22 protein-coding genes are annotated in these 17,809 nt (G+C 60.4%); 15 read left to right on the top strand and 7 right to left on the bottom strand.

The features are described from left to right. Positions 1 to 207: hypothetical protein (locus tag ISP19_RS15710; RefSeq protein ID WP_204683338.1), on the top strand; the 207-nt coding region annotated here is incomplete at its 5' end. A gap of 69 nt (positions 208 to 276) precedes the next feature. Here ISP19_RS15710 and ISP19_RS15705 read toward each other — a convergent pair. After that, a complete protein-coding gene (locus ISP19_RS15705) occupies positions 277 to 2,052 on the bottom strand; it encodes a DUF885 domain-containing protein (RefSeq protein ID WP_204683337.1) in 1,776 nt (591 codons plus the stop codon). 74 nt (positions 2,053 to 2,126) lie between these two features. Beyond that, a complete protein-coding gene (locus ISP19_RS15700; RefSeq protein WP_204683369.1) occupies positions 2,127 to 2,612 on the bottom strand; it encodes a DUF456 domain-containing protein in 486 nt (161 codons plus the stop codon). Positions 2,613 to 2,789: 177 nt separating this feature from the next. Here ISP19_RS15700 and ISP19_RS15695 point away from each other — a divergent pair, with 177 nt between their 5' ends. Continuing rightward, positions 2,790 to 3,371, top strand: coding sequence for an RIO1 family regulatory kinase/ATPase domain-containing protein (locus ISP19_RS15695; protein WP_239556875.1), 582 nt, complete (start codon positions 2,790 to 2,792; stop codon positions 3,369 to 3,371). A 164-nt stretch (positions 3,372 to 3,535) separates the two neighbouring features. Here the strand turns inward: ISP19_RS15695 and ISP19_RS15690 are convergent, their stop codons facing one another. Beyond that, the gene (locus ISP19_RS15690; RefSeq protein ID WP_204683335.1) at positions 3,536 to 4,312 is read right to left on the bottom strand and encodes a ferredoxin--NADP reductase; all 777 of its coding nucleotides are present in this window, start codon (positions 4,310 to 4,312) and stop codon (positions 3,536 to 3,538) included. A 484-nt stretch (positions 4,313 to 4,796) separates the two neighbouring features. Between ISP19_RS15690 and ISP19_RS15685 the strand changes: the two genes are divergently transcribed. From ISP19_RS15685 to ISP19_RS15660, 6 genes are all read left to right on the top strand, one after another. Then, a complete protein-coding gene (locus tag ISP19_RS15685) occupies positions 4,797 to 5,135 on the top strand; it encodes a hypothetical protein (protein ID WP_204683334.1) in 339 nt (112 codons plus the stop codon). Between the two features lie 449 nt (positions 5,136 to 5,584). Continuing rightward, positions 5,585 to 6,715, top strand: coding sequence for a glycosyl hydrolase family 28-related protein (locus ISP19_RS15680; protein ID WP_204683333.1), 1,131 nt, complete (start codon positions 5,585 to 5,587; stop codon positions 6,713 to 6,715). 432 nt (positions 6,716 to 7,147) lie between these two features. Next, on the top strand, positions 7,148 to 7,552 hold the full coding sequence (gene fosX, locus ISP19_RS15675) for a FosX/FosE/FosI family fosfomycin resistance hydrolase (RefSeq protein ID WP_239556837.1): 405 nt from the start codon (positions 7,148 to 7,150) through the stop codon (positions 7,550 to 7,552). A 296-nt stretch (positions 7,553 to 7,848) separates the two neighbouring features. Then, a complete protein-coding gene (locus ISP19_RS15670) occupies positions 7,849 to 8,205 on the top strand; it encodes a hypothetical protein (RefSeq protein WP_204683332.1) in 357 nt (118 codons plus the stop codon). A gap of 299 nt (positions 8,206 to 8,504) precedes the next feature. Then, entirely contained in the window at positions 8,505 to 8,639 is a 135-nt protein-coding gene (locus ISP19_RS21515) for a type II toxin-antitoxin system RelE/ParE family toxin (protein ID WP_338082388.1), read from the top strand. A 205-nt stretch (positions 8,640 to 8,844) separates the two neighbouring features. Then, complete coding sequence (locus ISP19_RS15660) at positions 8,845 to 9,240, top strand: addiction module antidote protein (RefSeq protein ID WP_204683331.1); 396 nt, start codon at positions 8,845 to 8,847, stop codon at positions 9,238 to 9,240. Between the two features lie 130 nt (positions 9,241 to 9,370). Here ISP19_RS15660 and ISP19_RS15655 read toward each other — a convergent pair whose 3' ends face one another. Beyond that, positions 9,371 to 9,559, bottom strand: a complete 189-nt coding sequence (locus ISP19_RS15655) for a hypothetical protein (protein WP_204683330.1) — start codon at positions 9,557 to 9,559, stop codon at positions 9,371 to 9,373. Between the two features lie 125 nt (positions 9,560 to 9,684). On the opposite strand from ISP19_RS15655, the gene dusA reads away from it, so the two are divergent. From dusA to ISP19_RS15635, 4 genes are all read left to right on the top strand, one after another. Then, positions 9,685 to 10,698 (top strand): tRNA dihydrouridine(20/20a) synthase DusA, encoded by a 1,014-nt coding sequence (gene dusA / locus ISP19_RS15650; protein ID WP_204683329.1) that lies wholly within the window; start codon positions 9,685 to 9,687, stop codon positions 10,696 to 10,698. Between the two features lie 132 nt (positions 10,699 to 10,830). Beyond that, on the top strand, positions 10,831 to 11,121 hold the full coding sequence (locus tag ISP19_RS15645; RefSeq protein ID WP_239556836.1) for a hypothetical protein: 291 nt from the start codon (positions 10,831 to 10,833) through the stop codon (positions 11,119 to 11,121). After that, positions 11,121 to 11,807, top strand: a complete 687-nt coding sequence (locus tag ISP19_RS15640; protein WP_204683327.1) for a response regulator transcription factor — start codon at positions 11,121 to 11,123, stop codon at positions 11,805 to 11,807. Before ISP19_RS15645 ends, ISP19_RS15640 begins: the two co-directional genes overlap by 1 nt. Then, positions 11,779 to 13,185 (top strand): ATP-binding protein, encoded by a 1,407-nt coding sequence (locus tag ISP19_RS15635; protein ID WP_239556835.1) that lies wholly within the window; start codon positions 11,779 to 11,781, stop codon positions 13,183 to 13,185. The genes ISP19_RS15640 and ISP19_RS15635 overlap by 29 nt, the downstream gene beginning before the upstream one ends. Before the next feature lie 18 nt (positions 13,186 to 13,203). Here ISP19_RS15635 and ISP19_RS15630 read toward each other — a convergent pair whose 3' ends face one another. Further along, positions 13,204 to 13,572 (bottom strand): hypothetical protein, encoded by a 369-nt coding sequence (locus ISP19_RS15630; RefSeq protein WP_204683326.1) that lies wholly within the window; start codon positions 13,570 to 13,572, stop codon positions 13,204 to 13,206. A 176-nt stretch (positions 13,573 to 13,748) separates the two neighbouring features. On the opposite strand from ISP19_RS15630, the gene ISP19_RS15625 reads away from it, so the two are divergent. Genes ISP19_RS15625 through ISP19_RS15615 form a run of 3 tightly spaced genes read left to right on the top strand, consistent with a single transcriptional unit; the run spans position 13,749 to position 16,243 of the window. After that, entirely contained in the window at positions 13,749 to 14,720 is a 972-nt protein-coding gene (locus ISP19_RS15625) for a biotin--[acetyl-CoA-carboxylase] ligase (RefSeq protein WP_204683325.1), read from the top strand. After that, on the top strand, positions 14,717 to 15,469 hold the full coding sequence (locus ISP19_RS15620) for a type III pantothenate kinase (protein ID WP_204683324.1): 753 nt from the start codon (positions 14,717 to 14,719) through the stop codon (positions 15,467 to 15,469). The genes ISP19_RS15625 and ISP19_RS15620 overlap by 4 nt, the downstream gene beginning before the upstream one ends. A gap of 36 nt (positions 15,470 to 15,505) precedes the next feature. Continuing rightward, entirely contained in the window at positions 15,506 to 16,243 is a 738-nt protein-coding gene (locus ISP19_RS15615; protein WP_204683323.1) for an SPOR domain-containing protein, read from the top strand. 24 nt (positions 16,244 to 16,267) lie between these two features. Here ISP19_RS15615 and ISP19_RS15610 read toward each other — a convergent pair whose 3' ends face one another. Both ISP19_RS15610 and proC read right to left on the bottom strand, forming a co-directional pair. After that, on the bottom strand, positions 16,268 to 16,843 hold the full coding sequence (locus ISP19_RS15610; protein WP_204683322.1) for a YggT family protein: 576 nt from the start codon (positions 16,841 to 16,843) through the stop codon (positions 16,268 to 16,270). A 14-nt stretch (positions 16,844 to 16,857) separates the two neighbouring features. Then, the gene (gene proC, locus ISP19_RS15605) at positions 16,858 to 17,679 is read right to left on the bottom strand and encodes a pyrroline-5-carboxylate reductase (protein WP_204683321.1); all 822 of its coding nucleotides are present in this window, start codon (positions 17,677 to 17,679) and stop codon (positions 16,858 to 16,860) included. Positions 17,680 to 17,809: the final 130 nt, after the last annotated feature.

Here is a 17,809-nt window from a genome sequence, read left to right as displayed (position 1 = left end):
CTCTATCCGTTCCAGGCGCGCATTACCTCCGCCGACCACAAGACCATCAATCAAGCTCATCGTGGGCTGTTTGCGCATCGCCGTTCCTCTTCGTCGGATGGGGATAGTTTTGCAAACATCCCGCGAAAGCGGGAACCCATCTTGCTCTTGCCTTTAAAGCAGCTCTTGCCATTAAAGCAACATGGGTTCCCGCTTTCGCGGGAATGACGGCCGCGCACGTGTCCCTTTGTTTGAACGTCGAGGGCGGAGCGCTGTCGCTCCGCCCGCCGCCGATCGTCACGGCTTCTGCTGCGACGGAATGAACTGCGTGCGCACTGCTTCCGCCAGCTGATCCGGCGGGAGCAAGCCCTGGCCGACGATAAAGTCGTTGAAAGCCTGGCGATTGAAGTTCTTGCCCAGCGCCAGTTCGGTCTGCAGCCGCAATTGCTCCAGGCGCATGTAGCCGTAGAAATACGCCGTGGCCTGACCGGGGCTGTTGAAGGTGAAGCGGTCCAGTTCCTCGTGGGTCATCGCTTCAGATAAACCCACGTCATAGCGCAGTACATCGTGTGCGCGTTCCTTGCTGATCAAGCCGAGATTCAACATCGGGTCGAGGAAGGCACGCGCTGCGCGCACGAGGCGGAACTGCAAAGTGATGAACTGACCCGCGGGCGGTTCGTAGGGCATCATCTCCGCTTCCGAATACAGCGCCCAGCCTTCCACGTTGACGCTGTTGAAGGCGAAGATGCTGCGCGCCAGCGACACGCCGCGCTCTACCATCGCGGAGAATTGCAGTTCGTGGCCGGGGCGTCCTTCGTGGGCGGTCAGCGTCCACGCGGCGGCCTTGAAGGTGAAGTCGTCATAGGCATCGGCCGCATTGGCCTGGGTGGTTGGATTGCCCATGGTCAGCACAAACGTCCCGCGTTCGCCGTGGTTATTGATCAGGGGCGGCGGGTCCATATGTGGCGCGGGCTGGTTCGCGGTCTCCGCCTCGGAAGCCAGGCGCATCTGCATCTCGCGTTGCGGCAGCGTCGCGATATGTTCGCGGCGGATGATGTCTTCGATCTTGCCGATCACTTCGTGGTACCACGGCACCACGTCGTCCTTGCCGAGTTGCTGCTTCTTCAGCGCCTTGAGCACATCGCGATAGTCGGTGGCGTCGATGCCTTCGGCCTTGGCGACGACGGGTGCCATCATCTGCATGGTCGAGCGCACTTCCACGAACTCGAGCTGCGCCTGCTTGATCAGCTCTTCCGGCGGAATATCGATGCCGACCTGTTTCAGGTTGTACGCATAAAGCGGTTCCGGCAGACGGAAATCGTCGCGCTGGCGCGGCACGATGGTGCTGTGCACCCAGGCGTCGTAATCCTTCAGCTGGGCTTGCATCGCATCCAGCGCCGCCTTGCCCTCGGCATTGTCGAGCTTGTATTTGGCGAAGAGTTGACGAATGCCGTCGACGTAATGCTGCGTGTTGGACAGCTGCTGATCCACATCACCCTTGTACGGGCCAAGCAGGTTTTTTTCGCCAAGGCGTGCGGTGGTCTGTGCTTCGGCCAACTGAGTGATCGGAGTGCAACCGGGCGCCTGGCCCACGTAGCATTGCAGACGCTTGAGCGCGAACGGACGGCGCTTGGCGTCCACCTGATCAGTGAGCAGGGCGAACTCGCCGTTGAAGATCAGCTGGCCCATGTCCTGATAGGGCAGCATGTATTTGTGGTTGAGATCGATGCCTTCGATTTGCAGATCGGCGGCGTGGATCATGATCTGCAGATCCTGACGAACATTCGGATCTTTCTCTGTCGTCAGCATGCCCTGCAGTTTGGTCTTGGCCTGGATAAACGCGGCGCGTTCGCGCGCATCCACATCCGGCTTGAAGTCAGCAACTTTGTCGTCGTAGCCCGGCAGGCCGAGTTGCGACGCGCTTTCAGGGTTGAAGCGGGCCTGCGTATCGAGCAGCACCTGGGCATCGGCATTGCTGCGCGCGACCCAGGCGGGCGGTTGGTGGGTTTGGGCGCGTGCGGATCCAGCGGCGGCCAGCGCCATCGTGATGGCCAAGGCAAGACGTTTGGTCATGAAGACATCCCCAGGGTTTAGTGGGGTGAGCTTATCGGTGTCTCCCGCCGGGCGTCATGTACCTAAAGACGTACCTAAAGATGCAGTAGCCAGACACCCGCGGCCATCGCCACCATGATCAGCGACAGCACCAGCTTGACCAGCGCGCCAAACAACAGGCCCAGCCACGTGCCCATGCCGACATGGGCCGAACGCAGGACGCTGCCACTGGAAAACAATTCGCCCGCCAGGGCGCCGACGAAGGGGCCGAGGATCAGGCCGGGCAATCCGAAGAACAGGCCCACGATGGTGCCGATCGAGGCGCCCCATACCGCCAGCGAACTGGCCCCCACGCGTTTGGCGCCAAGCGACGCCGCGATAAAGTCCATCGCGATGCCGAACGCGGCGATGAGGCCCAGGACGATCAGCCAGGTCGTGCCGAGGTGGCGATAGTTATCCACGGCAGCCGCCAGCCAGATGCCGCCGAAGATCATCGGAATGCCCGGCAGGTTGGGTAGCACCGCGCCGATCAGGCCGATCACGACCAGGGCGGCGGCGAGTACGTAAAGTGCGGCATCCAGCATGGTCGTCGCTCATCCTCACGCGGTTTGGCCGCGAATCGTCCACAATAGTCCGTTGACAGCCTGCGGCGGGCAAGCCGCAGGCGCCACCCTGGCGAAAGGCCCGTGCCACATAGCGATTCCACCCTGCTGAAGGCCGACGAGCTCGGCCGCATCGAGATCGTCCAGCGCGACGGGATGCAGATCATCCGCCGCGATATTCGCGCGGCCCGTTGGTGGGCGCGTGCTTTCGCGCGTAGCGCCGCCGCGCGCGAAGCCCGTGCGTTGGCCAAGCTGGATGGCATAGACGGCGTACCACACCTGCTCGGCTGGGATGGCTACGAGTTATTGCGCGGCTACATCGCCGGTCAGCCGATGCAACAAGCGCAGCCGCGTGACCCTGCCTATTATCGCGACGCCCTGCGCCTGCTTGCGCAACTGCATCGCCGTGGCATTGTGCATAACGATCTGGCCAAGGAGCCGAACTGGCTGGTGCGCAGCGATGGACGTCCGGCGCTGGTGGATTTTCAGATCGCGTGGACACGTGGCCGTCGCGGCGGTCTGTTTCGCTTGCTGGCACGCGAGGACCTGCGCCATCTGCTCAAGCACAAGCGTACTTACTGCGATCATGCGCTCAGCCTGCGCCAACAGGCGATGCTGAAAACGCCGGCGTTGCATTCGCGGCTGTGGCGGGCGACCGGCAAGCGCCTGTACAAACTCATTGCCAGGCGCGTGTTTGGCTATTGGGACAACGAAGGCAAGGGCCGCGTGCGCGACTGACCACATGCACGCGCAGGTCGAGTAGGTTGGGTAGGTTGGGTTAGCGCAGCGTAACCCAACGATGTTTGTCGCTTCGATGGAATTCCGTTGGGTTACGCTGCGCTAACCCAACCTACCCACTGCGTGCCACGCAGCAAGCATCGCGACTGCTGCGCGATGTGACCTTACTTCTCGACGAACGCCCGCTCAATCACATAATCACCCGGCTCGCGCGTGCGTGGCGACGCCTGGAAGCCACGCGCATCGAGCAAAGCGCACAGGTCATCAAGCATGGCGGGACTGCCGCACAGCATCAGGCGATCGGTTTCCGGATTGAGCTGGGGCAGGCCGATGGTCTGCGCCATCGCGCCATCGACGATGTTGTCGGTGATGCGGCCACGATTGCGGAACGGCTCGCGCGTGACGGTGGGGTAGTAGATCAGCTTTTCACGCACCAGTTCGCCGAGGTATTCGTGCTGCGGCAGTTCGTTCTGCAGATAGTTCGAATAGGCCAGGTCGTTGATGTTGCGCACGCCATGCGCCAGCACGATCTTCTCGTAGCGATCATAGGTTTCCGGATCGCGGATGATGCTCATGAAAGGCGCCAGGCCGGTGCCGGTGCCGAGCAGGTAGAGATGCTTGCCGGGTTTCAGGTCGGTCAGCACCAGCGTGCCGGTCGGCTTGCGGCTCAGGGTGAGCTGGTCGCCGGGCTTGAGGTGTTGCAGGCGCGAGGTGAGCGGTCCGTTTGGCACCTTGATCGAGAAGAATTCCAGATGCTCTTCCCACGCGGCGCTGGCGATGGAATACGCGCGCATCAACGGCCGTCCATCCACCTCCAGGCCGATCATCACAAACTGGCCGCTGTCGAAACGGAAGCTTGGATCGCGCGTGGTGCGGAAGCTGAAAAGGCTGTCGTTCCAGTGATGTACGTCAATGACTTGTTCGGTCGCCAAAGCCACCATAGGTTTGTCTTCTCGGATTGTGCGGTTGGGGAAGCGCGCTGTGCCACACAGCGGGCTGGCTCGCGGGGAGAGGCTGGGGTGCCGTTGCCGTACGAGCGCCAGACGTTTGTCCGGCAATAGGGGCTATAGGTTACGCGATTTGGCCCGTGGCTGTGTTATGGACGCCGTTCATATGGGGCCGCTGGCGGCTTGGACAAGCGGTCTGCCGATCGGACCGCCTGGGATCAGGGCTTGATGGGCCTGTCGCGCCGCCGGTTTCGCCGACGGCGGAAGTGGGCGTATGGCAACGCCCACCACGCACACCAATCGCCGGAAAACCCCTACATTTTTCAATGCTTCGTTTCGATACATTAGACCCCGTCATCAGCGTCAACGCGTACCAGGCAGCGCCGATGACCCATGCAGCAATGTATGGAAGTCGCGGATCGTGAGAGGTCTCAACTCCCACGACCCGCTAAACCACAACAACTGTGAGGTAGTTGAAATGGTCTCCACAGATCATACGGCACCTGTTTGCCCATCGGTTCCCCCCGAACCGCAATCCAAATCCGTCCCATTCGCCGACTATCAGCTTTATCCCCTGAGCCTTGCGCAGGAAAAAAAGCTGACCGACACCATGCGACTCGCCGGCACCGCGCTGGCCGGTCAAGTGATTCAGGACCTGCTCGCGTACAGCGACGCCTACCAGCGTGCTTTTCCCCGAGCCCGGCGCAACAACGTCAGCCCCTGGCCGTTAACCCCCGCACAAGCCAGTGGGCTGCATGCCGCGCTGTACTACCTGCGTCAGTACGTCGGCACGCTTAGAACGGAGACGGATGGATAACACGCTCGTGCCGTAGGATCGCTTCCCGGCACACTGCGTGAGGAACAGTGTGCCGTTTTTAAGGTGAGGCGATCTGGTGGGGCGAATGGGGCAACATCTTGCGTGGATATTTCTGTAGTGCGTTGTCGGTAGACACGATCACAGCTGTCATTACCCCGCAGACAGATCATCACAAACTTTTCACGTGCCGACGGGCAGGTTTCCGCCGGTTGTCACTCGCTACAACGACAGGGGAAAACAATGGACGTCAGTCGTACCGCTTCGCTGGGGCGGCGTTTGTCAATATTGCGGCGCGGTTACCGCATCGGGTGAGTCGCATCAAGAATCATGGCGTTGCTGCGAGCACAGAACGTGCGCGCGGGATGTGGCCTTTGATCACGTAGGCCGTGCAATCTATATGCTTACTCGCAAAAAATCATTTCATCAATCACCTTCATTATGGGGGATCCATGGAAAGACGGAAATTTCTTGGCGCTGTTCCTCTGGTAATCGGTGGCAGCTTGGCGATGGTTTCCAGCGAATCGAGTGCTCAAACACAGGCCTCGACAATATGGACGAATGTTAAAGACTTCGGAGCCACAGGGAATGGAGTCACAGACGATACGGCGGCAATCCAGGCGGCGATCAGTTCCCTTCAACAAAACAACGACTACCGTGGCGGTGTCTTGTACTTCCCGGCCGGGCAATACATATGCAGCGCGACTCTTGCTTTCACGTCATATGCTACTGGCGACGTGCACAACATTATCGTCCGTGGTGATGGGCCTCAGTGCACGTATTTGGATTTTACGGCGGCCAGTTCTGGATCAGCAGGTCTGACATTCAATTTCGGCGCGCAGTTTGGTGTTGAAGACATCATGATCAACGGAGCGCCTGGCGACGGCGTTTTGGTTGGCGCGGGTAATACAGTGGGTGGATCAACTTACTGCTCACTTTTCACCATAAGGAACGTTCGAGTTCAAAATTGTGGTAACAACGGATTTGCGTTCATCAATGCTTATATGGGAACAGTCGAGGAATGCTGGTCAACTGGTAATAATGGCATAGGCTTTCTCTTCAATGGCTACCATACGTCGATTAAGGCGAGCCGCTGTTGGGCCAGCAACAACACTGGAATTGGATGGTCACTAAACGGCATGACTTATTCATCTTTTATATCATGCGGCGCCGACAATAACCTCTGGGGCTATGCCATGACGAATATGGTGGGAATTGCTTTCGTCAGTTGCGGTGCCGAGAGCAACAAAAATGATGGATGGTTGATGGAAACATCTACGTCGTCTACCACTGGACTTCCATCGGAAGTCGTGGACATTCATGGCATGACGTTTACTTCATGTTCCAGTTACTTCAATAGCCAAGCCGGAGAAAATGCATACGCCTCTCACATTGCGGCGCTTGCTACAAATAACCGCCCCATTGAATTCAAGATGTCTGGGAATACGTCGTTCTGTAATACAGGGTCTAGCGTAAGCATGGTGCTAAATGCAACATCAGGGCCCATTACTGTGTATGACGAGCTTTCCTACTTCAATGGCAGTTGGGTGACTAGCGGCACGGTGACGCATAAAACGTTCTGAAGATTTTTGCGCACATTCGTAATTTGAGGGAAAGGTTCGAGCGGGGAAAGGGGCTGCCATTTCCCCGCTCTCGTCAATAGGCAAATAGATACCCGTCTCCGTGATGACCAGAGACAGGTATCTCCCATACAGTCTTGACCCTCAGCCGCTGTTTTGTGTGCGGTGCCAAGAACGGACCAGTCACCGTTCTGGATCTAGGTCGTATGACCATCCCGTCCAAACACTCATCGGTCACCACGGTGTCCGTCCATGTGTACGCAACGGATCGGGTTGGGGCCACCCATCAACCGTTCAAATAGTGAATGCCCTGATTGTACGCAAATCGTAGGGTGGTCGGTAGCGTGAGAGAATGCTGGCGTGTGCGTAAAGACACGTTCGCGATTGCTTTTGCCCAAGGCAGACTTGCGTGATCGACGTGCTCGGGAGATTTTGATGGCGATCGACGGTATCAGCCACGTGACCTTTCTGGTCCGGGACCTGGACCGAATGGCGACGTTCTTATGTGATGGCCTGGGCGCGAAAGAGGTCTATGACAGTCAGGGCGAGAACTTTTCGCTATCCAGGGAAAAGTTTTTTGTGCTGGGTGGCGTGTGGATCGCCGCGATGGAAGGCTCGCCTCCTGCAGAGCGAACCTATCGGCACCTGGCTTTCAAAGTCGATGAAGCCGACTTGCCGCTGTTCGAGCAAAGGCTACGCCGACTGGGTGTCGATATCAGGCCGCCGAGATCCAGAGTGGAGGGTGAAGGCGCTTCGCTTTACTTCTACGACTTCGATAACCACCTGTATGAGTTGCATGCCGGCACGCTGGAGGAACGCGTTGCCTGCTACAGGCGTTGAGTGTGAAGCAGTTCAAAAAGGGATGGAGAGAAGTAGCTGAGCAATTAAGCAGGTTTACTGGAAACTCCATGCGATGCTTCGCTTGTCCGTAGCCCGCATGATGAAATGGATCGATAGTGCCCGCGGAGTCCTGGTGCGACTGGCTTTATGGAGTGCCGGCAACTCGTATGTTGCATTCTTGTTGCACTCCTGATCGGACGCCAATTGACAAGTGCCGCTTCGACCTAAAGACTCTCAAAGGGTGGCCGAGAAAGCGGAAAAGGCCTTGGGGTCGACACGGATCACGCGGAGGGGGCATGAAAGTCAAAAAGGGTGTGGGATGCGCGCTGGCTCTTATCGGGATGGTTGGCGCGGCGAATGGCAATGCGCAAACTGAAGCTCCGAATGCTGCCGACGGTTGGCGTCCGATTACGCGTTCCTGGGCGCACAATTTCACAGTGCTATGCAAAAGAGGCAAGGACCTCATCTATGGCGTTTACGACCATGGTCCCGGTAATACAAGTAACTGGGCCATAGCCCGGCATATTTCTATTAAAACAGCGCCGGACGGACGCATCACGGCTATTTCTCTTACCCGTGGCTTCCATTATGCGGACATCCCTGACACCTATTTCCCCGCTAGCGATGTCTCGTGTGATATCGCCGAAGAGTAGTGACGGGAAGGTATGACTGTGGCATCAGTCAGCGCGGAGTTTGCCGCGCTGACTGATACTTTGTGCTGATTTATTGCATCGAGCCCATTCGGGTGAATCGGGGGGGGCTCAGTGTCTTTCGGTCCATCCATTTCTGGCGGTTCGCGTGCTGGCCGGATGGATAAATTACAGCGACGCCGGGCGATTGGATCACCGGCCGCGATGTCGACGCTTTAAGTTTGAGCCGCAATATCGGGAGCGCGTCGTAAGCTTTAGCGATGACGTTGACGCATGTGTATCCATATGGATACACTATGCGCATGTTCACGATCAAACAAACGGACGAGTTCTCCAAATGGATGAAAGGCCTGCGGGATATGACTGCACGCGCCAAGGTGATCGTACGCATCAAGCGCCTTGCTGAGGCGCAACTTTGGGGACGCCAAGCATTTTGATGGCATCACGGAGTTGCGCATCGACCACTGACCAGGCTATCGGGTGTACATGGCCAAGAAGGGCCAGACGATCTATTTGCTGCTGTGCGGTGGTGATAAGTCGAGCCAGCGCAAAGATATCGAGAAGGCGAAAAAGATACTCGCGGACTGTGATACGTGAGCGTCCGAGCAATATCCAGAAAGAAATAGAAAGTGGAGCGTAGCCATGTCTACTAAATTATCGACGTTCGACCCTGCCGAATATCTCGACAGCGACGAGGCCATTGCGGCCTACATGAATGAAATCCTCGCCACGGGCGATGATGACCTTTTCTTGTCCGCGGTGTCGGACATCGCGCGTGCTCGTGGCATGTCACAGATCGCCGAAATTAGCGGCCTGGGTCGCGAGAGCCTTTACAAGGCGCTCAAACCAGGCGCCAAGCCGGGGTTTTTCACCATCGCTAAGGTTGTGGCCGCGTTGGGCGTCAATTTTCGGGTGACCGCAAAATCCGCTAAGCCCCCAAGGCCCAAGACAATGAAGGTGGCCAAGGTGGCTAGGCCATCTAACTCAAAGCCAGTGAAAGCCGCTGCCAGGACCGCGCGTAAGCGGTCGGCGGCCTGATGGTGAGTCCCCAGTCGATGGCTGTCCTCTACGTGTCGCTGTCCTGGACGTCGTCCAGGGCTACGTGATCGCTTACCGAAGCTCTGTTCTCCAGTTTGACCGATGTGATGTCACCAATCTCCTTGCGATATCACTTGATCAAATCGCCCAGCATATAGCGTTTGCCAAATGGCTCGCCCTGCGCTCGGCTGCTGTCTAGATCCGATTCGCGCCGCCGCATCCACTCGTTGGCGAGTGCTTTGCGGCCAAACGTTTCGAATTCACTATGGACAACTTTTCCGCCTTTTTTAAAACGGATGATGGCCGAATATCGAGTCACGCCCTGTCTGTTGGGGCGCGTAAGAATCGGTCCCACGGTGCAACATGCCTCCTTGCGTTGCACTTCATGTTACATCGAGGTCGAAAAAACGTGCGAAAATGGCCGAATATATCCGGCAATAAATTATGAGTGATCCCGCAAAAAGCGCTGAAAAGAACGGCCTGTCGCTCAATAGCGAGAGTTGGCGTTTGTCCGTCGCACCGATGATGGACTGGACCGACCGCCACTGCCGGTATTTCCACCGGCTGCTGTCGCCCCATGCCCGGCTTTATACCGAGATGGTGACCAGCGCCGCGCTGGTACGCGGCAAGCAGCTGCGCCTGCTGGAGCACAGCCAGCAGGAACATCCCGTCGCTTTGCAGCTGGGTGGCAGCGATCCGCAGGAACTGGCCGAGGCGGCGCGTTACGGTGCGCAGGCCGGCTATGACGAGATCAATCTCAATGTGGGATGCCCGTCCGATCGCGTGCAGTCCGGGCGCTTCGGCGCCTGCCTGATGCGCGAGCCGGAGCTGGTGGGCGATTGCGTGAAGGCGATGCGCGATGCGGTATCAGTGCCGGTGACGGTGAAGTGCCGGATCGGTGTGGATGATCAGGACGAGTATGCGGACCTGCAGCATTTCACCGAGACCATGCTTGCGGCCGGTGTCGAGATCCTGGTGGTGCACGCACGCAAGGCCTGGCTGCAGGGTTTGTCGCCGAAGGAGAACCGCGAAATTCCGCCGCTCGACTACGAGCGTGTGTATCGCCTGAAGCGTGAATTTCCGCAGTTGCTGGTGATTATCAATGGCGGCATCACCACGGCGGAAGCAGTGCAGGAGCATCTAACGCACGTGGACGGTGTGATGCTGGGGCGCGCGGCGTATCACGACCCCTACGTACTGGCGCGGGTCGAGGCGGCTTTGTACGGCCTGCCGTTGCCGGCGCGTGAAGATGTTTTGCAGCATATGCGTCCATATATCGAGGCGGAGCTGGCGCGAGGCACCTCGCTGAAACATATCTCCCGGCACCTGCTGGGCCTGTATCAGGGCGAGCCGGGGGCGCGTGGATTCCGGCGTACCCTGAGCGAGGGGGCGCATCAATCCGGTGCGGGCTGGTCATTGATTGAGCAGGCGATCACCCCGATGCGGGTTGCGGCCTAGCCTGGCGCCCGCGCCTATTGGTCGTCCGGTCATTATTCAGCCCCGATTCCGCAGTATGTCGGCTCAGCCGGATGCCTTTCCGGCCCCTCAACTCACGGGTCTATGGGTTCACATCACGGTCTAACATGGGCGATGGCAGTTGCAGGGCTGCTGGTGGCTGGCACGGCCGCAGCCCAGTCGTCGCCACAAAACGGCTTGAGCCTGGATCAGGCCGTTGTGCGTGTACAACAACAGGTCGGCGGCAAGGTACTGTCGGCTGAGCCGCGCCAGATCGGGCACAGGGTGGAATATCGGATCAAGGTTCTGACGCCCGAGGGACATGTTCGTGTCCTGGCCGTTCCGTCAGATGCCACCCGTGCACCGGCTGCGGCACAATCCACCAAGAAGTCCCCCAATGGCGGAAGCAAGAAGGAGAAACACTAATGCGCATCCTCCTGGTCGAAGACGAAGCGCCGCTGCGCGAGACGCTGGCAGCCCGCCTCAAGCGCGATGGGTTTGCCGTGGATACCGCCCAGGACGGCGAAGAGGGCATCTACCTGGGTCGCGAAGTTCCATTTGACCTGGCCATCATCGATCTTGGCCTGCCCAAGATGTCGGGTATGGACCTGGTCAGGGCCTTGCGTGAAGCCGGTCAGCGCTACCCCATCCTCATTCTCACCGCACGCGGCAGCTGGCAGGACAAGGTCGAAGGCCTCAAGCACGGTGCCGACGACTATCTGGTGAAGCCTTTCCATGTCGAGGAATTGCTCGCCCGCATCAACGCGCTGGTGCGCCGCGCGAGCGGCTGGTCCAAGCCGGTGCTGGCCTGCGGTCCGATCAAGCTCGATACCACGGCGCAGACCGTGTCGGTGGAAAGCAAGCCCGTCGATCTCACCAGCTACGAATATAAGGTGCTGGAATACCTGATGCTGCACGCCGGTGAACTGGTGTCGAAGGCCGATCTTACCGAGCACATCTATCAGCAGGATTTTGATCGCGATTCAAATGTGCTCGAAGTCTTCATTGGCCGTCTGCGCAGGAAGCTGGATCCGGACGCAGCGATGAAGCCGATCGAGACGGTGCGCGGACGCGGGTATCGCTTTGCCATTCCTCGCAGCGAAGACGAATGATGCAGCACAGCGCCGCCCGTTCTCACTGGCGGCGCGCGCTGCGCTTACTACCGGCCTGGTGCTGGCTGCATTCCTGGGCGCCATCGGCTGGACGTTGTCGCGCACCTATGCGGCCAGTGAGCTCAACAAGCTGCAGGATCGCCTGCACGACAATGTGATCTCCTACATCACCGGCACCGACGTGCGCCGCGATGGCAAGCCGTTGATGCCGGACACGCCGCCGGATCCGATGTTCGCGCGTCCGGGCTCGGGCCTGTATGCGGTGGTGCTGGGCAACGATTTCCACTGGGAGTCGTCGTCTGCGCTGGGGCGTGATTTCAGCTTCCTGCATCAGCTGGAGCCGGGGCAATCGCAGTTTGTCGGCCCGGTCGATACCGAATTGGGACGACTCTATTACTACAGCTTCGGCGTGGCGCTGGACGTGCCCGATCACGATCCCGTGCGCCTCACTTTCACCGTGGCGCAGACCGAAGACGAACTGGAGGGTAATACCGCCGTCTACCGGCGCAGCCTGGTTGGCTGGCTGGCCACGCTGGGCGTGATGCTGATCGTGCTGCAGCTGATGCTGCTGTACTGGAGCCTGACGCCGCTGCGCAAAGTGGCCAATGACATGAGCCGCGTCGAGCGCGGTGATACCGATCACCTGGATAGCCAATATCCGATCGAGCTGACTGCGCTTACCGAGCGCATCAATGCCTTTATCGATAGCGAACGCGAGCAGCGCACGCGCTATCGCAATACGCTCGCCGATCTGGCGCACAGTCTGAAAACGCCGTTGGCGGTGATTCGTTCGCAGCTTGAATCGTCCAGCGACATTTCCGTGACGGCGCGTCTTCCGGTGCTCGACCAGGTGCGCAGGATGGATGAGCTGGTGGCCTATCAGCTCGCACGCGCCGCCACCACCGGACGCCAGACGTTTGCCAGCGCCGTGCCGGTTGCCGGTTACGCCGAAGATCTGGTGCAAAGCCTGGAAAAGGTCTACGCCGCGAAAAACGTACTGTGCGAATTTGATATCGAGGATGGTGCGGCGTTTTACGGCGAACAGGGTGATCTGCTCGAGCTGATGGGCAATTTGCTGGAGAACGCCTTCAAATGGGCCGGCCACCACGTATTGCTGGTGGTGAAGGTGCTGCCGCAGGCAGGGCGTCAGCGCCCGGGCCTATTGATGAGCGTGGAAGACGATGGCCCCGGCATCGACGAGCACAAGGTCGAGAAAGTCCTACAACGCGGCGTGCGTGGCGATGAACGCGTGCAGGGGCATGGCATCGGCTTGTCCATCGTGCAGGACATCGTGCGCGCCTATCGGGGCGAGTTGACGGTGGATCGCTCGGAAGAGTTCGGCGGCGCGCGTTTCAGCGTGATGTTGCCGCCCAACTAAAACCTGTTCGGGCAAGGCTTATTGAATCGAACCGGGCAGCAGGGATTGCCACCCCAGCCCAGAGCTGCGCGACGAATCGCCTGACGTTGCGTCGCTGCCGCCCATATGAGCCGGGGCATCGTCCGAAGCGCTACTGGAACTGGAGGCATGGCTGCTGCTGGATGATCCAGACGAGCCGCTGGCGCCGCGCGGAATACTCAAAGCGTCACCGCTCACCGGCGACGTGTCGTGGCTGGCACTGTGTTCGGCGGTATGGCTGGTGCCGCTATAGCTGGAACCGGATGTACCCGTACCCATGCTGCTGGTAGCCGTCGTCCCGGCGGCCGTCGCGTTAGCGATGGCGCCTAGACTCAGCAAGTATCCGAGCAGTAGCGGTGTGGCACGCATGGCAATCAGCCCCTCTATCTCCCGGATGGTCCCAGAAACCCCGCCGGTACGCCAGTGCCCTGGCCGGGAGCGTGGCTGGAAGCGCGCCAGCCGGTAGAATCTGCCGATGCTACGTTCTTGTTCCCATTACCTTATGCGGCCCCTGTTGGTCGATTGTCTCCTGGACTACTGAGACCATGCAGCCGCAACAGATCCTGGCCGCCCTGGCCACTGGGGAGTCGTTATCCGGTTCGCGCCTGGCCGCCGAAGCGGGTTTGACTCGCGCGGCGATCTGGAAGCAGATCGAAACCTTGCGTCATCGAGGCGTGCCGATCGAGTCCGCCGGCGCGGCCGGCTACCGTTTGCCGTGGCCGATCCAGATGCTGGATGAGCCTGGTATCCGCGCCGGATTACCCACGGCCATCGCCCGTCGCGTGGGGGCGCTGGATCTGTATTGGGAGCTCGATTCCACCTCAAGCGAATTGCAGCGGCGCGGCATCCAGGCGCCGGATTTCAGCATCGTGATGGCGGAGACACAGACGGCGGGACGCGGAAGGCGAGGGCGCACCTGGCTGTCGCCGCCGGGGTTGAATCTTTATGTGTCCTGCCTGAAGCGGTTCGAGGCGGGCTTTGCCGCGCTATCGGGCTTGTCGCTGGCCACGGGGGTGATTGTGCTGCGTGCCTTGCATGCCCTGGGCATCGATGGAGCCCGGCTGAAATGGCCCAACGATGTGTTGGCCGATGGCGGCAAGCTGGCCGGCATCCTGGTTGAACTCAGCGGCGAGTACCAGGGGCCGTGTGCAGCCATTGTCGGTATCGGACTCAACCTGCGGCTGACCCCGGCCTTGCGCGAGCAGGCGGGACAAGCCGTGTGCGATCTGGCCAGTCTTGCCGATGGTGTGCCGCCTGATCGTAACCACATGGCGGCGGCCTTGATCACGAGCCTGGTCGAGGGGCTGGATCAGTTCGAGCGCGAAGGCTTCGCGGCTTTTATCGACGAATATGCCGGGCATGATGCCTTGTGCGGTATTCCACTTCGCATAAGTAGTGCTGCCGGTGAATTCGATGGCATGGGGGCCGGCATCGATGCACGCGGCGCGCTGCAGGTGCAAACCGCCAACGGCATGCAATGTATCGATAGTGCTGACGTGACGGTGCGCCGCGCATGAGACTTCTGCTTGATCTGGGCAATACGCGATTGAAGTGGGCTTTCGCGACAGCCGATGGCTGGTCCGCGCGTGGTGCGGTGGCGTGGAATGAAAATGTTTCCGCGGTGCTGCCATCGGCGTGGAAAGCACTTGGTTGTCCGGATCGTGTGCTCGGCGCATCGGTCGTCGATGCGGCCCGTGAGGCGCAACTGGAAACACTCGTCAAAGACGTTTTTGCCCGCGATGTCATGTGGGTGCGCACGCCTGCCGAGGGCTGCGGCGTGCGCAATGCATATGCCGAACCGCATCGCCTGGGCGTGGATCGTTTTCTTGCGATGGTGGCCGCGCACGCTGCCGGACACGCGCCCTGCGTGCTGGCCGGCATCGGCACTGCGCTGACACTTGATGCGCTGACCGCAGACGGGCAGCACCTGGGGGGCTTGATTGCGCCGGGGCCCCTGCTCATGCAGCAGTCATTGCTTGGCGCCACGGTGCGCGTGCGTCCCGAGCATCCGGGTGTAATACGTGACGTGGCCGACAACACCGCCGATGCGGTGGCGTCGGGTTGCTGGCAAGCCGTGGCGGCATTGGTGGAACGCTTCGCCAAAAATATCAGCAGGCAGCACACCCATGGCATGCAACGCGTGTTGCTGGATGGCGGCGACGCCACCCTATTGCTGCCGCTGTTGGATCTGCCTGCCGAAGTGGCGGCCGACAGCGTCTTGCGCGGCCTGCTTGTGTGGGCTGACTCACATCCGGGATGCACCTAGCCCTAGAATCGCTCGACCCAAGACGGTGGATGGCCGATGTTCCTGCGCCTGCTGTTCGTGCTGCTGATTGCCCTCAATATCGCGGTTGGTGCATGGCTGCTACTGGGCCAGAACGACACGCACGCGCGCCTGGCGACCGACCCTGGCGTACCGAAGCTGCGCCTGCTGTCGGAGTTGCCGCCGCCGGCAACCACGGTTGCACATGCCGCTTCGGTTGCCACGCCGTTCACCCCGTCATCCGCGGCTGCTCCGGCGCCGGCAGTGACCGCCGCGCCGGCAGCCTCAGCGAGCATACTGCCGCCCTCGCCGAATGCGCTCAGCTACGCCTGCATGGCATTGGGTCCGTTCGCGACGCAGGAAGATCTGCGCATTGCGCGCAACGCACTTGGCTCAGAAGTGCAGCGCATGCGTGCGCGCCAGGAGCAGACGACGGAAAGCAAGGGCTGGTGGGTGCATCTGCCGCCCAGCCCGAATCATGCGGCGGCGTTGGCGCAGGCGCGTGAGCTTGGTGCGCGCAATATCCAGGATTACTTTGTGGTGGGCTCCGGCGATAACCAGAACACCGTGTCGCTGGGTTTGTTCAAGGATCCGGCCAATGCACGCAAGCGGCGGGATGAGATCACCGCCGCCGGCTTCCCGGCCCAGATGAGCGAGCGTACCGAAACGGTGCCGGAGTACTGGCTGGACCTGATTCCGGTCGATAGCAACCACTTCGACTGGCGCAGCCGGGTCCATGATCCGGCGATCGGATCGCACAGCACGGGCTGCTTTTAAGCGGGTGCTGAGCGTTCGCGGCGCTCAGCTGGTGATCGCAAGGTGAGCGCCGAGGTCAGACAATGGCGCGGCGATCAGGATGCGCGCCAACAGCAGCACAATCACCACCACGGTCGGAGAAAAATCAATGCTCCCCACCACCAGCCTGCCCCGCAGCGGACGCAGCACCGGTTCGACGATGTGGCCGGCCAGCCGGACCAGCGGTTGATACGGATCCACTGACAACATCGTGAGCAGCGACCAGCCAAAGATCACGATGATGTAGAACAGCAGGATGAAGTCGAGCAGATCGGCGAGCGACAGCACCAGCAAGCCCGGTATGAGCGGCATGAAACCGCTGAGGACAAAGATCAGCAGGCGCTCGATAAGCAAGGCCAGCCACACGACCAGCAGGGCGGCAAGGTTGATGCGCCGCCAGTTCCGCAGCACGCGGCGGACCGGCGCCAGCACCGGATTGGTGTAGCGATAAATAAACTGGCTGAGCGGGTTGTGAAAGTCCGCACGCGTGGCTTCAGCAGCCAGACGCACCAGGAACAGCGTGGCGATGGCACCGAAGGCCACCTGGACCAGCATCGACAAAGCGTTTAGCAGATATGGCATCAGGGTTTTCCTAATTATTCCTTGTCGAGCGCGGCAGCCAGTTCTTCGCCGCGGCGTGTCGCAGCGGCTACGGCGCGAGCCACGACACGTGGGAGCTGGTCGGCGCTGAAACTTTCCAATGCCGCCTGGGTGGTACCGTTCGGTGAGGTCACGCGCTGGCGCAAGGTGGCAGGTGCTTCGTTGCTTTCCGCCAGCATGCGTCCTGCGCCAAGGCAGGTCTGGGTAGCCAGGATCCGCGCGGTTTCACGCGGCATGCCCTGCGCGACGGCGGCATCCTCCAAGGCTTCGACGATGGCGAAGAAATAGGCCGGACCGGAGCCGGAAACGGCGGTCACCGTATCCATCAGCTTTTCATCATCGATCCAACGGGTGACGCCCACCGCATCCAGGATGTGCTGCGCCTGCTCCCGCTGTTGCGGTGTCACACGCGGATTGGCGCACAGGCCGGTGACGCCGGCGCCGATCAGGGCAGGGGTGTTGGGCATGCAGCGCACGATCGGCAGCAGACTGCCGAACCAGCGCTCCAACTGGTCGATGCGCACGCCGGCTGCAATCGAGAGCAGCAACGGGCGGTTGCGCTGCAAGGTGTCGCGCAGTTCGGCGTAGATGGTCGGCATGATCTGCGGTTTTACCGCCAGCACCAACACGTCCGCGTCAGCCGTCGCTTGCCGGTTATCGGCAAAGGTAGCCACGCCAAAGTCGCGGGCCAGGGCGTCGCGTGCCTGTGCCAGCGGCTCGGCTACGCGCAGGTTGCTGGCCGCCGCGCCGGTTTTCAGCAGGCCGCCGATCAGGCTGCGCGCCATGTTGCCGCCACCGATGAATGCGATACGTGTCATGTTGCCCAAATCCGGCTGATTCCAAGTGGCATACCTTACCGGAGGTGGGGTGTTACTAAGAACTGGTTGGTCCGGCTCTGGCGAACGCGGAGGGCCAGAACCGGGCGTCTTCGATCGAGGAAAGTGACGG

The organism is Dyella flava (assembly GCF_016904955.1).
Taxonomy (GTDB): Bacteria; Pseudomonadota; Gammaproteobacteria; order Xanthomonadales; family Rhodanobacteraceae; genus Dyella_B; species Dyella_B flava.
This window is presented reverse-complemented; position numbering and strand designations above follow the sequence as displayed.

Bases quoted from the DNA above. Each gene is read 5' to 3' on its own strand.
- ISP19_RS15705 (WP_204683337.1), bottom strand. From the start codon at position 2,052: ATGACCAAACGTCTTGCCTTGGCCATCACGATGGCGCTGGCCGCCGCT.
- dusA (WP_204683329.1), top strand. From the start codon at position 9,685: ATGAGTGATCCCGCAAAAAGCGCTGAAAAGAACGGCCTGTCGCTCAAT.
- ISP19_RS15670 (WP_204683332.1), top strand. From the start codon at position 7,849: ATGAAAGTCAAAAAGGGTGTGGGATGCGCGCTGGCTCTTATCGGGATG.
- ISP19_RS15620 (WP_204683324.1), top strand. From the start codon at position 14,717: ATGAGACTTCTGCTTGATCTGGGCAATACGCGATTGAAGTGGGCTTTC.
- ISP19_RS15615 (WP_204683323.1), top strand. From the start codon at position 15,506: ATGTTCCTGCGCCTGCTGTTCGTGCTGCTGATTGCCCTCAATATCGCG.
- ISP19_RS15685 (WP_204683334.1), top strand. From the start codon at position 4,797: ATGGTCTCCACAGATCATACGGCACCTGTTTGCCCATCGGTTCCCCCC.
- ISP19_RS15645 (WP_239556836.1), top strand. From the start codon at position 10,831: ATGGCAGTTGCAGGGCTGCTGGTGGCTGGCACGGCCGCAGCCCAGTCG.
- proC (WP_204683321.1), bottom strand. From the start codon at position 17,679: ATGACACGTATCGCATTCATCGGTGGCGGCAACATGGCGCGCAGCCTG.
- ISP19_RS15695 (WP_239556875.1), top strand. From the start codon at position 2,790: ATGCAGATCATCCGCCGCGATATTCGCGCGGCCCGTTGGTGGGCGCGT.
- ISP19_RS21515 (WP_338082388.1), top strand. From the start codon at position 8,505: ATGTTCACGATCAAACAAACGGACGAGTTCTCCAAATGGATGAAAGGC.
- ISP19_RS15630 (WP_204683326.1), bottom strand. From the start codon at position 13,572: ATGCGTGCCACACCGCTACTGCTCGGATACTTGCTGAGTCTAGGCGCC.
- ISP19_RS15690 (WP_204683335.1), bottom strand. From the start codon at position 4,312: ATGGTGGCTTTGGCGACCGAACAAGTCATTGACGTACATCACTGGAAC.
- ISP19_RS15610 (WP_204683322.1), bottom strand. From the start codon at position 16,843: ATGCCATATCTGCTAAACGCTTTGTCGATGCTGGTCCAGGTGGCCTTC.
- fosX (WP_239556837.1), top strand. From the start codon at position 7,148: ATGGCGATCGACGGTATCAGCCACGTGACCTTTCTGGTCCGGGACCTG.
- ISP19_RS15625 (WP_204683325.1), top strand. From the start codon at position 13,749: ATGCAGCCGCAACAGATCCTGGCCGCCCTGGCCACTGGGGAGTCGTTA.
- ISP19_RS15680 (WP_204683333.1), top strand. From the start codon at position 5,585: ATGGAAAGACGGAAATTTCTTGGCGCTGTTCCTCTGGTAATCGGTGGC.
- ISP19_RS15660 (WP_204683331.1), top strand. From the start codon at position 8,845: ATGTCTACTAAATTATCGACGTTCGACCCTGCCGAATATCTCGACAGC.
- ISP19_RS15640 (WP_204683327.1), top strand. From the start codon at position 11,121: ATGCGCATCCTCCTGGTCGAAGACGAAGCGCCGCTGCGCGAGACGCTG.